Consider the following 15,089-nt stretch of genomic DNA (forward strand, 5'->3'; position numbering starts at 1 on the left):
GGACGGGGACGGAAGGGCGCCGATGAGTCACATCCCGCCGGTGCCGGGATTCTTCGGCGTCGATGACCGTCGCCTGTTCTGCATGCGCCACCTGCCGCAGGGGCAGGCGACCGCCGTCGTCCTGATGTGTCCTCCGCTGTTGCACGAGCACATGCGCAGCTATCGCTTCTTCTCGCAGGTCGCGTCGTTGATCGCAGGGCGGGGCATGGCCTGCGTGCGCTTCGACTATTTCGGCACCGGGGATTCGGAGGGGGAAGAAACGGCGTTCGATCCGGACAGCGCGATGCGCGATCTCGCCCTCGCCGCGGACGCGGCGCGCAGTGTCGCGCCGGGCGCGCCGCTTTACGTCATGGCTACCCGCGCCTCGGCCCTGTTCGCCTGGCGGGAGGCGATGGTGCTCGGTGCGTCCGCGCTATGGTTGTGGCAGCCGGTATCCGACGGGGCGGCCTATCTGGCGACGTTGCGCGCGCGGGATGCGGACGAGCGGAGTTCCCGCCAGCGTTATCCGTTCACGCGGACGCCGGCGCCGGCCGCCTCCGGCGACCTGATGGGCCATCGGCTGCCCGTGACCTTCTCCGCGCAGATGCAGGCGCTGGACCTGACCGGCGATCCCGGCGTGCCGGTCGTGTTGCTGGATACCGCGACGGGCGACGACGGGCGGATCCGCGCGGACGCCCGCTTCGTACTGCCCGACGGCCTGCAGCGATGGACCACCGAAATCGATCTTGACGGCCTCATTCCCTTGGCGGGTATCGAGGACGTCCTGGAGGCGCTGGCCCGCTGGCGACCGGAGCGACAGCCGCATGGATGATGTGATTCCGCTGGACGGCGGCAGGAACTTCGGTCTGCTCACGCGTGCGCAGGCACCCCGGCGGGAACGCACGTTCGTGCTGTTCAATGCCGGTCTCATCCACCGCTCCGGACCGTTCCGGCTGCACGTCCGGCTGGCGCGCACGCTGGCGGCGGAAGGCTACGACGTCCTGCGTTTCGATCTTCCGATGGTGGGCGACGCCCCGGCCGGCTCGCATGCCGGCAAGGCCGAGGTAGTGAAGGAGGCGCTGGATGCGGCGCAGGCGGCGACCGGCAGCGATCGTTTCGTCGTCGGGGGCATCTGCAGCGCGGCGGACCTGGGCTGGCGGACGGCCGTCCGCGATCCGCGCGTCGACGGTCTCTGGCTGCTCGATGGCCTGGCGGTGCAGAACGCCTGGTTCCGTATCGGGCAACTGGGGCTGCTGCTGTCGCGCGCACCGTCGCGATGGCTGAGCATGCTGCTGCGCTTCCTGCGGCGCCGCAACGAACAGGCACCGGGCGTACAGGACTACCGCGACTGGCCGTCGCATCGCGAGTTCGCCGCGGAACTGGGGCAGTTGCTGGATCGCGGCGTCAGGATCTTCGCCCTCTACACCGGTGGCGTCTCCTACTACCTGTTGCATCCGCGGCAGCTGGATGCGACGTTCGGGGTCCACCGCCACCATCCGCACCTGCATGTGGCTTTCAGGCCCGACATCGATCATCTGATCCTGTCGCCGTCGCACCGGGACGCGGTGCTGGCGCAGGTGCGCGACTGGGCGGTGGCGCCGTGACGGGCCGCGTGCGCACGCGCCTCTACGCGCCCCGCCGCAAGGCGCCGTTGCGCGTGGTCTTCGTCGGACCGGCGCAGGTGCCGCGCTGGCTGGCCTGCACGTTCGAACTGGCGCGCGACAGCCACGACATCGACCTGTTCGCGCTGCCGGTGGAAACGCGGGCCGAACCGTCGCGGCGCCGCCTTCCGCCGGGACTGTTCCCGTTCCTGTGGCTCGAGCGCACCCTGCTTCGCCTGTTCCTGCGCCTGCGCGGACGGCCGATGGAGGGGCCGCTGACCACGATCGCGTTGCCTGCCACGGATATCGAAGGGCAGGGCATGCCGTATACCCGCGATGCGATCCGCGATCGCCTCGCGACATTGAAACCCGACCTGGTGCTCTGCATGGGGCCGGACGAGTGGGCGACGGAATTCGCGGCCATCGCGACGCACGGTTGCTGGCTGATCGACGGCGACCTGCAGGATCCGGTGCGTGCCGGGGCGGCGCTGCTTTCGCCGATCCTGGAAGAGCGCGACGCCACGCCGATCACGCTGGAGCTGTGCACGGACGATGCCGCGCCGCCGGTGCAACTGGCCGGCAGTTGGGGCGCGACGCGCGCCGTCTCCTTCAGCCAGCATCGCGACCTGGCGTTCATGAAGATGCCGGCGCTGCTGTTGCGCGCGATCCGCAACCTGCCGGCGGCGGGCGAGCCGGTGCCGCAACGCCTGCAGGTCGGCCCTGCACCCATCCGCTGGAACATGGGCATGTGCGTCCATGCGGCCTGGATCGCCTTCCGCCTGCTGCTGAAATCCGGCGACAGGCGCCGCGCCACGCACCAGCCGTGGTACGTGCTGATGCCGGCGAGCGACGCCGCGCTGCGGCCGGAAGCGCCGCGCCTTGGGGCGTGGCGTGCGCTGGTGGCACCGGGCAGGAATTACTGGGCCGATCCCTTCCTCGTCCAGCACGACGGGCGTTGCCTGCTGTTCGTCGAGGAGTTCGTCGATGCGCGCAACCAGGGCGTGATCGCCTGCCTGCAGCTGCGCGACGATGGCACCGCCGTGAATCTCGGTACGGTGCTCGACGAACCTTTCCATCTGTCCTACCCGCAGGTCTTCCGGTGGGAAGGCGTGTGGTACATGACCGTGGAATCCTATGAGGCCGACCGCGTCAGCCTCTACCGGACGACCGATTTTCCGCGCGGCTGGACCCGCGTGTGCGACCTGCTCGAAGGATGCGCGTGCGTGGATCCGACGCTGTACCACCACGAAGGACGGTGGTACCTGTTCGGCAATGTGTCGGAGAGCGGCGGAAATCCGTCCGACGAACTCTTCCTGTTCGTCGCCGATGCGCTGGAAGGGCCTTATCGTCCCCATCCCGCCAATCCGCTGGTTGCCGACGTGCGGAGCGCGCGTCCGGCAGGCCAGCTGTTCATGCAGGACGGCAGGCTCTACCGGCCGGCACAATGTTGCGCACCGGTGTACGGCGCCGCCGTGGTGTTCAACGAGGTCCTCGAGCTCAGTCCCGAGCGCTATCGCGAGCGGCAGGTGTCGCGACTGGATCCCACCTGGACGCCCCTGCAGGACGGCTGTCATACCTTCAATGCGGCAGGAGGGCGACAGGTGCTCGATGCGCACGGCGTGCCTCCGCCGAAGGCGGCGCAGATGCCGGTCGTCGACAGTCCCGATGCGCGGGTGCCACGCACTGCGGATCGGGTGGCGAAGGTTATTCAGCAGTCCAGGCTGGGCCTGCTGTGGGGCGCGTCGCTCTGGCCCTGGTACCTGTGAGCCGTCGCTGAAAAAGAAAAACCGGAGGAACGCTGAGCGCCTCCGGTTCGGATGACGGCCCGGGGCAGGGAGCCCCGACGGCTTACTTCTGCTTGTCGAGCTCCCACTCGCGGTCGGCCCAGTACACCAGCGGCAACGACAGCAGCGCGCTGCTCAGCCGGGGACTGGACCGCTTGATCGCGGCCATGGCACGGCGCGCGCTGGTGCGCACGCTCTGGGCAGTGCGCGACGCGAGGCTGGGCGCTTCGACCACACCTGTACCGTTACCGGCCGCCGGTGCGGCCGACGACCCGCCGGTCGATACCGGCGTGCTCGCGGCCACCGCCTGGCTGCCTGCCGAGGTGGCCGAGTTGACCAGCGGCGGCATCGTGCCACCCGTCACGCGTCCGCTGGTCGGCGGCGGTGCGGTCCCGCCGGGCAGCGCGGTCTGCGGGATGTGGATGATGTACGTATCGATGTTGTTGGCGTCGTTGACGCCCCAGTTGCTGTTGAACGCGATGCGGGTGAAGTCGCGGCTCACCGAGGCATGCGGCTCCGACCAGTAACCGCCGGCCGACTCGGTGCGGCGTGTATAGCCCAGTGCATACACGCGCGGGTTTGCCTTCAGTTCCACCGCATAGATCTTGTTGGTGAACCAGGGCCAGGAACCATCACGCGAGGCGCTGGTGCCGTAGGTGCTCCACACCATCCAGCCCGGCTTGCTGAAGCCCTTGCCGGAGAAGTGCATCGCGGTGGCGGCGCCGTTGGCGTAACTGGGGAACAGCACGGTGCGCGGGCAGACCGGTGCCGTCGTGGCGCTGGCGGCGACCGCGGGGCAGGCATCGACGTCGGTGAAGAACACATCGCCGGCCGAACTCTGGTAGTCCACCGACACGTAGTAGTCCTGGCCATTCGGGCCCAGCGCCATGTCGGAGTGTTCGCTCTTGGCGTGCAGCTTCTTTTTCTGGGTGAAATCGGGCGACCACGCCCAAGTGCCGGTGTCGTCGGACGAGGTGATGTACCAGCGGCCCGACGCGGACATGCTGGAGTGATCGGGACGGTTGCTGTCCTGGCGGCTGCCGACCAGGCGGTTCTGCTGCAGATCCCACACGATGTAGCCCAGCAGGCCGAAGTTGCTGTTCTCCACCTGGAAACCCCAGTACCGGCCGTCGGCGGAGGGCGAGCCTTCGGACTTGGTCCAGATGTGGGCCGCGGACGATGCCCATGACGGCAGCTTGCCGTTGAAATCCGCCGCCACCGTGTGCGTGTTGGTACGCACGTCGAGCGAGAGCAGCGTGGTGCCGCCGTTGGTGGGCAGGTAGTACAGGATATTGGGGTTGGTGGGGTGCCACTGCGGCTCGGCATCGCCGGCCATGTGGTACGCCGAGGACACATTGGCGTTGGCCACCTTGGGCGACAGCGCGCGGATGTGCGCCAGGGTGTTGGCGTTGTAGAGGTGCCACCAGCCATCGTTCGAGTAGACGATGAAGTAGGTGTTGTCGGCGTTGAAGGCCTGCCGGCGCGAGTAATCGTTGCGGGCGAAGGTGCTCGGCGGCTCCGGCACATGGTCGGTGGCGCGGACCAGGCAGGTGTTGAAGTTCGGTTCCTTCAGCACGGCGCCCTTGGCCGGCTTGGCGAGGGTCGGCATGGTCGGGTTGACCTTGCCCTCGGTCAGGGTGAAGCCCGCGCTGTAGAAGGAGTTGCAGACGCCCAGCGACTGGGCGTGGGCGGCGGACGCCATCAGCCCCAGCGGGACCATGAACAGGCCCAGCAGGGTACGGGGGGAGAAAATCCGGGATGCAGTCATCTAGAACGGCTCCTGTCGGCCGCTGTGTATCTTGAAAACGGGGACCCCCTGTCCGATGGCCAGTCTATACGACGTTATGCGGGGCGCTGCCGATTGGTTCACGGATTGACCAATCACTTTTGGCCGGATTCAAACCGCATTCACGTTTTTGCGATGTCCCCCGATGCTTCGTACAGCGGGGCAACAGGGTCGTGAAAGCCTCTTCACGACCCGGGATGCGAAGCTCACGCAAGGTCCTGCATGCCAGCGGCGTGCCACGCCCCATGCTTGAGCGAGGCATCGGGAAGCGGGTCGTACGTCTCACATTTGCCTATACTCCATGACGTGGGTGGACGTACCACCAGGGGGCATTCTTGGGGAAGGATTCGCGAGCGGTAGCGCACGCGGGGGCGGGCGCATCGCCGGAACAGGCACGATTCCCGCTGACCGATGCGCAGGCCGAGAAGTGGCTGGGCAGTCGCTACAGCGAGGACGCCACGCTCGCGTTCGGCGAGGCCTTCGAACTGCTGCTCGACGGGCCGCTGGATGTCTCCCGCTTCGAGCGCGCCATCGCCTCCGTCGCGACCCGCCACCAGGCGTTGGCGATCGCCTTCTCGGACGATGGAACCGCACAGGTCCACTATCCGGAGGCCGCCGTCCGGCTGCAGCGGGAAGACCTGTCATCGCAGGCGGATCCGCTCGACGCCTACGCACAGGCCTGCCGTCGCTGGCGCGCCACGCCGTTCGATACCGCCAGGGCGCCGCTGGTGCGCGGGGTGCTGTACCGGCTCGGCCCGGAGCACCATCGCCTGTTCATGGCGGCCCACCATCTGGTGATGGATGGTTGGTCGATGCGGGTCGTGCTCAAAGACCTGATGGATCACTACAACGCGACCACGCCGGAAGCGGTCGCGAAGATCCCCGCGGCGGATTCGTGGCGCGATTTCGTGCTGGCCGAACGCGCGCGCCGGGACGGCCCCGAGGGAGCGCGCAGCCTGGCGTACTGGCGCGAGCGCTTCGCGACGTTGCCCGAGCCGCTGCGACTGCCGACGGATCGGCCTCGCGCCGGTCGCATCAGTTTCGACGCCGCCAGTTTCACGCTGGACATGCCGGCGTCCCGCTGGCAGCAACTGCGCGAGCAGGCGCGGCGGACGAAGACGACCCGCTTCGTCCTGCTGCTGACCGCCTACTTCGCGCTGCTGCACCGGCTGACGGGCCAGACCGATCTGGTCTGCGGCGTCCCGTTCGCGGGCGCGGCGCGCGGCGGCGGGGCCCGCGTGGTCGGCGACAGCGACAACACGTTGCCGCTGCGCGTGGAGGTGGATCCGGGCGCGTCGCTCTCCGTGCTGGCCCTGCAGGTGCAGTCCCGCCTGGACGAAGCCGCGGACCACCAAGACATCTCGCTGGGCCGCATCGTGGATGCGCTGCACGTGCCGCGCCAGGCCGGGCGCATGCTGCTGCTCGAGTCGATCCTGACGCTGGTGCCATCGCTCGAGAAACTGCGCATGGACGGTGTGCGCTGCGAGCTCAACGTGCTGCCACGCGCTGCGGCCGCATGGGAGCTGGGCTTCTACTGGCGGCCGGTTCCGACCGGACTGGTGCTCGAGGTGCAGTACCAGACCGCGCTGTACGACGAGGCCACGATCCGCGACTGGGCCGGCGTGTACCTGCGCGTGCTGGAAGCACTCGCCGACGGCGGCGACGGCCCGATCCGCGATCTGGAACTCGGCGCGTCGGAGCCGCGCGATGCCTTCGCGCTGGCCTGTGAGGAGGCGCCCCGCGACGGCGACGCGCCGTCGCTGGTGGCGTTGCTGGAGCGCGCGTTCGCCGTCCACGCACCCCGCACGGCGGCGTCATGCGGCGCACGCGATATCGACTACGCCACGCTAGAACGGCGCAGCCGCCAGGCAGCGGCCGGTCTGCGCGCAAGGGGCGTGGGCCGGGGCGATCTGGTCGGCATCGCCTTGCCCCGCTCGCTGGACATGCTGGTGGCGGTCATCGCGGTGCTGCGTGCGGGCGCCGCGTACGTCCCGCTCGACCTGGCATTTCCCCCGCAGCGCCTGTTGCACATGGCGAACCACGCCGGCCTTGCGTCCATCGTGATGACCGATGGCGTCGCGTTGCCCGATGGACTGGCCGAAGGGCGGGCACTGCTGACGCTGGCGGGGCTGGAGTCGGAGGACGGTGACATGGCGTTGCCCGGGGTGGCGGCGGACGATCTGGCCTACGTGCTGTACACGTCCGGTTCGACGGGCGAGCCGAAGGGCGTGCGCATCCTGCATCGCAACCTGGTGAATTTCCTGTGCTCGATGCGGGATGCCCCGGGTTGTACCTGCGACGACGTGCTCTGTTCGGCGACGACCCTGTCGTTCGACATCGCGGCACTGGAGCTGTACCTGCCGCTGATCTGCGGCGGGCGGGTGGTGATCGCCGACGACGCCGAGCATCGCGACCCCGAAGCGCTGTGCCGGCTGATCGAACGCCATGGCTGCACGATGTTCCAGACCACCCCGTCGCTGATGGCGCTGCTGCAGGAAGTCGGCCGCACCCAGGTGCTGGCGTCGTTGCGCCTGCTGGTCGGTGGCGAAGCCTTGCCGCTGCCGCTCGCGCGCGCGCTGCACGGGCAATGCCGCGAACTCTGGAACATGTACGGTCCCACCGAGACCACGGTGTGGTCGAGCATCCACCGTTTCGAGGGCGGCGAGCAGGCGGTACCGCTGGGACAGCCGATCGCGCGTACCCGGTTCTACCTGCTCGACGACCGCCAGCGTCCAGCCCTGCCGCATGCGCTGGGCGAGATCTGGATCGGGGGGGCGGGCGTGGCCGATGGCTACCTGCATCGCCCGGACCTGAGCGACCAGCGCTTCGTGCCCGACCCCTTCGCCGCCGACGGCTCGCGCATGTACCGCACCGGCGACCTGGGGAGGCTGCACGCGGGCCAGCTTCACTTCCATGGGCGTGCGGACGAGCAAATCAAGCTGCGCGGCTACCGCATCGAGCCCGGCGACATCGAAGCTGCCGCCGCCGACGAACCCGACGTGGCGGAATGCGTGGCGGTGGTGCGTGCGCTCGATGGCGGCGATGCGGTGCTGGTGCTGTACGCCGGCAGCGCGGCGGCGCCGGCGGTGCTGGCGCAGCGGCTGCGGGAGCGCCTGACAGGTGCGCTGCCGGCCTATATGCGGCCGCAGTACATCGAGGTGGTGCCGCGCCTGCCGAAGACGCCGAACGGCAAGATCGACCGGCGCGCGCTGCCGCCGCCGACCCTCGATGCGCCGACGGTCGTCCTGCGCCGTACGCCGCCGCGCACCGCGATGGAACACGAGCTCCGCGATCTCTGGGCGCGCCTGCTGCAGCGCCAGGACGTCGGCATCGACGACGACTTCTTCGCCCTCGGCGGGTATTCGCTGCTGGCCGTGCGGATGTTCAACGAGCTCCACCAGCGCCATGGCGTGGACCTGCCGCTGGCGACCCTGATCGCGCGGCCGACCGTCGCGGCGCTGGCGCAGGCCATCGACGCGGCCAGGAGCCGGCGGGCGGACACCACGAACGCACCCGCGCCGTCCTGGCAGCCGCTCGTCCCGCTGCGGGCCGGCGCCGACCGGGCGCCCCTGTTCCTCATGCACGCGGTCGGGGGGAACGTCATGAACTACCTGCCGCTGCTCGACGCGCTCGGATCGACGCAGCCCGTCTTCGGGCTGCAGGCAGCAGGCCTGGACGGTGTGTCCGCGCCGTCCGACAGCATCGATGCGATGGCCGCCGCGTATGCGACGGCGATCCAGTCCGTGCACCCGCAAGGTCCGGTATTGCTGGCCGGCGGATCGATGGGAGGCGTGCTGGCGCTGGAAACCGCGCGGCGGCTGCAGGCGGGCGGCCGTGATATCGCCTTGCTGGCGATGTTCGACACGTTCGGTCCCGACCGGCTCCGGCAGGGTCGCAGGCTGCACTGGCCGTTGTCGGTGGACGCGCTGCTCCACATGCCGTGGCGCGAGGTGATGCGGCGCCTGCGCGTGCGGCTGTGGGATGCCCCGATCGCGGTGCGGCGGAACCGGGCGGACCCCAATGCGCCGCTGCCGCAGCAGGTACGCCTGCAACGCGTGGAGCGCGCGAACCATCGCGCCCTCGCTGCCTACCGCCCGCGACGCTACCGGGGCGACGTCGAGCTGTTCCGGACGCCGGTGCGGGGCACGCGCGACGATGCGGCGCTCGGGTGGCGGGACTGGATCGAAGGGACCATCAACCTGCACGCACTGCCCGGCAGCCATCACGACTTCATCGACCAGCCGGCGCTGGCGCAGCGGTTCGCGGCGCGCGTCGCCGAAGTGCAGGCGGCCCTGCGATGACCTGCCGGCGCGCCGTTTCGCGTTGTTCCGACGATGTCCGCCTCGAAGTCCTTCATGCCTGACACTGCTTCCCGGGCCGGAACGCCCACGCCATGAACTCCGACGGCAAGGGCGTCTCGCGCAAGCGCGGGGTAGGCGCGCACTATCTGCGTTACTCGTCGGCCAGCGTGCTGGTGATGCTGGCCGGACTGGTGTCGTTTCCGCTGCTGACGCGGCTGCTGGACAACACCCAGTACGGCATCCTCGGCTACTACGAAACGTGGCTGATGATCGGCGTCGCCGTGGCCAAGCTCGGTGCACAGCACGCCATCCTGCGCTTCTATCCCTACCAGAACGAAGCCGCCGCGCTGCCCGGCTTCGCCACCAACATGTTCCTGCTGCCGCTGCTGGTGTCGTGCGGCATCTGGGCCGCGGGCATCACCGTGTTCGCCTGCGTGGACTGGTTCGGCGGCGCGTCGTTCTCGCCGGTGCTGTGGATGGCGGTGATGACGGTGCCGCTGCAGGTCTTCGTCAGCCTGGTGCAGATGGTGCTGCGCGCCGGCGAGCATTCCGGCGTGCTGATGGTGACGCGGGTGGCGTGGCGCTGGCTCGAGCTGGTGCTGATGGTGGGCGCGGTGGCCTGGCTGGAACGCTCGGCCGTGGCCGCCTATGGCGGCAAGATGCTCGCGGCCGGCATCGTCGTGGTCTTCTACCTGTACTGGGTACGGCGCAACCTGACCTTCTCGCGGCAGCTGGACTGGTCGCAGATGCGCAAGACGCTGAGTTACGGCATGCCGCTGGTGGTGAACGAGATCGCCACCGTGCTGTTGATCTCGATCGGCCGCCTGATGCTGAAGGGCATGACGGGGGATTTCGCCGCGGTCGGCATCTTCACCATCGGTTATTCGCTGGCCCTGCAGGTCAGCATGCTGATGAGCAGCGCGTTGTCCGAATCCTTCATCCCGGTGGCCAACCGCAGCTGGGAAACCGGCGGTGCGGATGCGGTGCGCGCGCTGAAGGCCAAGGTCCTGTTCCCCATGACCTATGCCTCGGTCGGCGTGGCGGTCGCCATCGGCTGCGTCGGCAGCGACGCGGTGCAGGCCATCAGTGGCGCCGACAAGACCGCCTCCGGTCCGGTCTTCGCCTGGCTCGGCGCACTGTATGCGCTGTATCCGCTGCTGGAGATCGGCGGCTACGGCCTGCTGCTGCACAAGCGCTCGCGCACGGTGCTGTACATGACGCTCGCGGCCACGGCGCTGAACACGGCGCTGAACCTGTGGCTGATCCCCGGCCATGGTTACATGGGGGCCACGTGGGCGGCCGTCGGCAGCTTCGCGATGCTGGGTGTCGGACTGTACGTGCTGTGTCCGCGCGAACTTCGCTATCGCCCCGACCTGCGGGCGTGGAGCGTGGCGGGTGCGGCGGGGCTGGCCTTCGTGCTGGCGGTGCAGGGCAGCGGCCTGTCGGGCCTGGCCTCGCCGTGGGCGCGGTTGTTCGCTGCCGGCGGCCTGTGGCTGCTGCTCTATGTGGCGCCGGTGCTGGTGCTGGATGCGCGCCTGCGCGATCTCGTCCGCCACTGGCGGACGCGGAGCACGGCATGAGCGGGCCGTTGCGGGAAGCGCGATCCTGATGTGGTGGCTGTCTCCCCTGTCGTGGTTGCTGCTGGCGCTCGCGGCGCTGCTCGTGTCGCTGCGATGGGGTGGGCGGCTGCGCTGCTGGCGCGTGTGCTGCGGCATCGTGATCGCGCTGTCGATCGTGGCGATGACTCCATGGGTGGCCAATCTGCTGGTGCGTTCGCTGGAAGGACGGGTAACGCCGTCCGCCGCTTGCCGTGCGCAGTCGCCGCCGGTGGCGGTAGTGCTGGGGGGCGGCGTGGATCGCAAGGCGCACGCGCCGGACAACTACAGCGTGCTGACGCTGGCCAGCCGGCGCCGCGCCGAAGCGGCGGCGCGCTGGTGGCGCGATGCGCCGGGACGGCACCTGGTGCTTTCCGGCGGCAGTGGCTGGCCGGGCAGTCCGTCGGAAGCGCGGCTGATGGCGGCCTACCTGCGCGCCATGGGCGTGCCGCACGAGGCGCTTCGGCTGGAGACGCATTCGCGCACGACGTGGGAGAACGCACGCCAGCTGGCCGCGATGAAGCCCGCGCTGCCGCGCCAGGTCGTGCTGGTCACCTCCGCGCTGCACATGCCGCGCGCCGATTTCTCGCTGCGACAGGCCGGTTTCACGCCCTGTCCCCTGCCCACGGACGAACGCTACGTGGCCTTCCAGCATGCCGGCTTCCTGGTGCCCGACAGCGGCGGTCTGGTGAAGACCCAGGCCGCGCTGCACGAATGGGTGGGTCTGCTCGCCTACCGCCTCTACGACCGCGACGCTGCACTCCCGGCCGAAGACGGCAGGTTTCCCGACACGGGCAGGTGATTCAGTCCTGATCCTTGCCGTAGCGGCGCGGCGCCATGCGGGCGGCGAGCGGGAAGCGGTCGCCGATGCCTTGCATCGCCGGCGTGCGGGGCAAGGCACTGGTGTCGGAGGCGATGGCCGCGCCCGGTGCGGGCGCCTGGCGCTTGAGGGCGAAGTAATGCTCCATCAGGCCGCACAGCGCCCAGAAGTTGGCCATCACCGCGCCTTCGAAGAATGGACTGCCGTATACGTTGCCCAGCGCGGTACAGACCGCCAGCAGGATGAAGCCCAGCGACAGCGCCTTGCCTTCGGCATCGCTGGAGGGAACGGAGCGGGTGAACCGCACGCCCATCCACAGGACGCGCCATAGCAGGAAGAACAACGCCAGCAAGCCGAGTGGCCCGCATTCGGCCAGCATCAGGAAATAGATGCTGTGCGCATCGTAGCCGGCGTAACGCGGCACGTAAGTGCCGATGTGCTGCTTGAAACGGTTGAGGCCGACGCCGGTGGGATGCTCGGTCCACATCTGCATCGCGCCGCCCCAGATCTCGAAGCGGCTGGCGGTGCTGACATCGAGCTGTTCTTCGCCCACCGAGTCCTGCTGTTCGGTCTCGGCCACGCGCTGCGTCACGCTTTCCGGCAGCAGGCCGATCGCCGGCACCATCAGGACGGCGATGGCTACCGCGAGCACCACGTTGCGACGTACCAGCAGCAGCGCGAACGCCACCAGCGCGATGAGGTACGACTGGCGCGAATACGTCGCCATGATGGCGATCACCATGATCGCGCAGCCGGCGACCGCCGCCAGTCGCCAGAACTTCTGTTTGCGGAAGAACAGCGCCATCGCGATGAACATCGGCAGGAACATGGCGTAGAACACGCCCGCGCGATTGGCGGTCGAGTAGTCGGTACCGAATGGTCCGGACGCGCGACGCGATTCGTTGTAGTTGCCGAAACCGTAGTCCAAGCCCTCGCGGATCGCTTCCACGCCGGCCACCGCAGCGACGATCATCACGAAGATGATCAGCTGGCGGGTCCCTTTCACATCCTGTCCGCAGCGCCGGTAGACGAAGTACAGCAGCGGATAGAAGATCAGATTCTTGAGGTAGGTGAAGTCCTCCATGAAGTTGCGCGGCATCGTGGCCTGCGCGATCAGGAAGGCGATGGTCAGTGCGGCGAACAGCAGCAGCAGCGCCGGCGTCAGGTAGCCGCGCGGCTCCAGCGGCTGGTAACGCCTGCCTCCCATCAGCAATGCGCCGAGCACGACGATGAAGATGATGTTGGCGAGATTCAGGCCGGGAATGCCGGTCTCCACCGACAGGTGCAGCATGTTCGGCATGAACAGCAGGGGCACCGCCAGCAGCAGCCGCATCCACATGGCTCAGGCTCCGGTCACGGCGTCGCCGTCGAGGAAGCGCTGCGCCCACAGTTCCAGGCAGAGCGACTGCCACAGCGCCTCGCTGCGATCGATGTTGCGCTCCACATGGTCGTGCAGCAGCGCCTGCGCGGCCGCCGGCTGCAGCAGTCCCCGCTCGCGGAAGGCGCGGCTGCCGAACGTATCGGCCGCCAGCGTGCGCAGCGGACCGCGGAACCAGTCCGCCAGCGGGATCGCGAAACCCTGCTTGGGCTTGGTGATCGCACGCGGCGGCAGCCACTGGTTGGCCACTTCGCGCAGCAGGTGCTTGCCGCGGCCGTCGCGCACGCGGTAATGCGCCGGCAGCGACAGCGCGAACTGCACCAGGTCGGGCTGCAGGAACGGCGAGCGTCCTTCCAGCGACGCGGCCATCGCCATGCGGTCGAGCTTCACCAGGATGTCGTCCGGCAGGTAGCTCTGCAGGTCGATGGCGACCGCGCGGTCCAGCGCGTCTTCGCCGGCACCGAGATCGCTGCCGGGCTGCTCCAGTGCGGGCAGACGGAAGTGGTCGCCGCCCCCCGCCTGCGGGCGCAGGCGCCGCGCGATGTCGGGCCGCATGACCGCCACGCCGCTCAGGTAGCGCTCGTCGAACGGCAGCCGCAGGCGTTCGCCGACCCGCGCCAGGCGTTCGCCGTAGGGATTGGGCGCCAGCGCGCCCGCCACCGACAGCGCGGATGCGACCGGCGTGCGCAACGCCCCCAGCCGCTCCAGCTTCAACAGTTTCAGATAGCGGTCGTAACCGCCGAACATCTCGTCGCCGCCGTCGCCGGTCAACACCATCTTCACGTGCTCGCGCGCGAGCTGCGAGACGAGGAAGGTGGGAACGGCGGAGGAGTCGGCGAACGGCTCGTCGAAATGCCAGACCAGGGTCTGCAGCAGGTCGACGGCGTCCGGTTCCACCACCAGTTCGTGGTGCTCGGTGCCCAGGTGTTTCGCCACGCGTCGGGCGTCGTCGAGCTCGTTGTAGGCCGCTTCCTTGAAGCCGATGGTGAAGGTCTTCACCGGCTGGCCGAGGTGGCGCGCCATCAGCGCGACGACGGTGCTGGAATCCAGGCCGCCGCTGAGGAAGGCGCCGAACGGTACGTCGGATACCAGCCGGCTGGCGACCGCGCGGTCGAGCAGTTCTTCCAGACGCTCCGCCGCTTCGGCTTCGCCCAGCGAGGTCTTCGGCGACAGCGACGGCTGCCAGTAGCGGTGCAGGCTGATCTGGCCATCGCGGTAGCGCAGGAAGTGCGCGGGCGGCAGCTTGTTCACGCCGGCGAACACGCTGTACGGCGACGGTACGTAGCCGTAGGCGAGGTAGGCCCGCAGTGCGTCGTCGTTGAGGTCGCGCGGGCAGTCCGGCGACTGCAGCAGCGACTTCAGCTCGGAACCGAACAGCACGCGGCGGTCGTCGTGTGCATAGTAGAGCGGCTTCTCGCCGAGGCGGTCGCGGGCCAGCACCAGCTCCTGCGTGCGGCGGTCCCAGATGGCCACACCGAACATGCCGTCCAGCTGCGCGAAGATGCCGACGCCGTCGCGCAGGTAGCCCTGCAGGATGACCTCGGTGTCGCTCTGGCTGGCGAAGGCGTGGCCGTCGCGCTCCAGGCCCGCGCGCAGTTCGCGGTAGTTGTAGATCTCGCCGTTGAAGACGATCGTGACCTGGTGGTCGGCCCCGTACATCGGCTGGTGGCCGCCGCCGACGTCGATGATCGACAGCCGGCGCATGCCGAGCAGGGCGCGCTCATCGTGGTGCAGTCCTTCGTCGTCAGGGCCGCGGTGATGGATGACGGTGTTCATGCGCCGGCCCAGTGCCGGGTCGGGCGCGGGCTGGCCGGGAGCGACCACGAGGCCTGCGATGCCGCACAT

The 15,089-nt window shown here is 69.1% G+C and carries 9 protein-coding genes; 6 read left to right on the forward strand and 3 right to left on the reverse strand.

The genetic code is table 11. The features are described 5' to 3' along the window. Positions 1-22 precede the first annotated feature (22 nt). Genes AC1Q5B_RS16055 through AC1Q5B_RS16065 form a run of 3 tightly spaced genes read left to right on the forward strand, consistent with a single transcriptional unit; the run spans position 23 to position 3,346 of the window. A complete protein-coding gene (locus AC1Q5B_RS16055; protein WP_492632491.1) occupies positions 23-811 on the forward strand; it encodes an alpha/beta hydrolase family protein in 789 nt (262 codons plus the stop codon). After that, positions 804-1,583, forward strand: a complete 780-nt coding sequence (locus AC1Q5B_RS16060) for an alpha/beta fold hydrolase (RefSeq protein WP_492632492.1) — start codon at positions 804-806, stop codon at positions 1,581-1,583. The genes AC1Q5B_RS16055 and AC1Q5B_RS16060 overlap by 8 nt, the downstream gene beginning before the upstream one ends. Before the next feature lie 8 nt (positions 1,584-1,591). After that, positions 1,592-3,346 carry a glucosamine inositolphosphorylceramide transferase family protein gene (locus tag AC1Q5B_RS16065; RefSeq protein WP_492632493.1) on the forward strand — a complete coding sequence of 585 codons (1,755 nt, stop codon included), beginning with the start codon at positions 1,592-1,594 and terminating at the stop codon, positions 3,344-3,346. Between the two features lie 82 nt (positions 3,347-3,428). Here the strand turns inward: AC1Q5B_RS16065 and AC1Q5B_RS16070 are convergent, their stop codons facing one another. Then, a complete protein-coding gene (locus AC1Q5B_RS16070; RefSeq protein WP_492632494.1) occupies positions 3,429-5,132 on the reverse strand; it encodes a hypothetical protein in 1,704 nt (567 codons plus the stop codon). 353 nt (positions 5,133-5,485) lie between these two features. On the opposite strand from AC1Q5B_RS16070, the gene AC1Q5B_RS16075 reads away from it, so the two are divergent. The 3 genes from AC1Q5B_RS16075 to AC1Q5B_RS16085 all read left to right on the forward strand — a co-directional run bounded on the left by AC1Q5B_RS16075 (position 5,486) and on the right by AC1Q5B_RS16085 (position 11,848). Then, positions 5,486-9,451, forward strand: coding sequence for a non-ribosomal peptide synthetase (locus tag AC1Q5B_RS16075; RefSeq protein ID WP_492632495.1), 3,966 nt, complete (start codon positions 5,486-5,488; stop codon positions 9,449-9,451). A gap of 92 nt (positions 9,452-9,543) precedes the next feature. Beyond that, positions 9,544-11,031, forward strand: a complete 1,488-nt coding sequence (locus tag AC1Q5B_RS16080; protein WP_492632496.1) for a lipopolysaccharide biosynthesis protein — start codon at positions 9,544-9,546, stop codon at positions 11,029-11,031. A gap of 28 nt (positions 11,032-11,059) precedes the next feature. Beyond that, a complete protein-coding gene (locus AC1Q5B_RS16085) occupies positions 11,060-11,848 on the forward strand; it encodes a YdcF family protein (protein ID WP_492632497.1) in 789 nt (262 codons plus the stop codon). Position 11,849: 1 nt separating this feature from the next. On the opposite strand, the gene AC1Q5B_RS16090 is transcribed toward AC1Q5B_RS16085, so the two are convergent. After that, positions 11,850-13,205 carry an O-antigen ligase family protein gene (locus AC1Q5B_RS16090; protein ID WP_492632498.1) on the reverse strand — a complete coding sequence of 452 codons (1,356 nt, stop codon included), beginning with the start codon at positions 13,203-13,205 and terminating at the stop codon, positions 11,850-11,852. Positions 13,206-13,208: 3 nt separating this feature from the next. Further along, positions 13,209-15,089 carry an asparagine synthase (glutamine-hydrolyzing) gene (asnB, locus tag AC1Q5B_RS16095; protein ID WP_492632499.1) on the reverse strand — a complete coding sequence of 627 codons (1,881 nt, stop codon included), beginning with the start codon at positions 15,087-15,089 and terminating at the stop codon, positions 13,209-13,211.

Source organism: Pseudoxanthomonas sp. GW835-FHT14C01 (genome assembly GCF_058793715.1).

Bases quoted from the DNA above. Each gene is read 5' to 3' on its own strand.
- AC1Q5B_RS16080 (WP_492632496.1), top strand. From the start codon at position 9,544: ATGAACTCCGACGGCAAGGGCGTCTCGCGCAAGCGCGGGGTAGGCGCG.
- AC1Q5B_RS16055 (WP_492632491.1), top strand. From the start codon at position 23: ATGAGTCACATCCCGCCGGTGCCGGGATTCTTCGGCGTCGATGACCGT.
- AC1Q5B_RS16085 (WP_492632497.1), top strand. From the start codon at position 11,060: ATGTGGTGGCTGTCTCCCCTGTCGTGGTTGCTGCTGGCGCTCGCGGCG.
- asnB (WP_492632499.1), bottom strand. From the start codon at position 15,089: ATGTGCGGCATCGCAGGCCTCGTGGTCGCTCCCGGCCAGCCCGCGCCC.
- AC1Q5B_RS16070 (WP_492632494.1), bottom strand. From the start codon at position 5,132: ATGACTGCATCCCGGATTTTCTCCCCCCGTACCCTGCTGGGCCTGTTC.
- AC1Q5B_RS16090 (WP_492632498.1), bottom strand. From the start codon at position 13,205: ATGTGGATGCGGCTGCTGCTGGCGGTGCCCCTGCTGTTCATGCCGAAC.
- AC1Q5B_RS16060 (WP_492632492.1), top strand. From the start codon at position 804: ATGGATGATGTGATTCCGCTGGACGGCGGCAGGAACTTCGGTCTGCTC.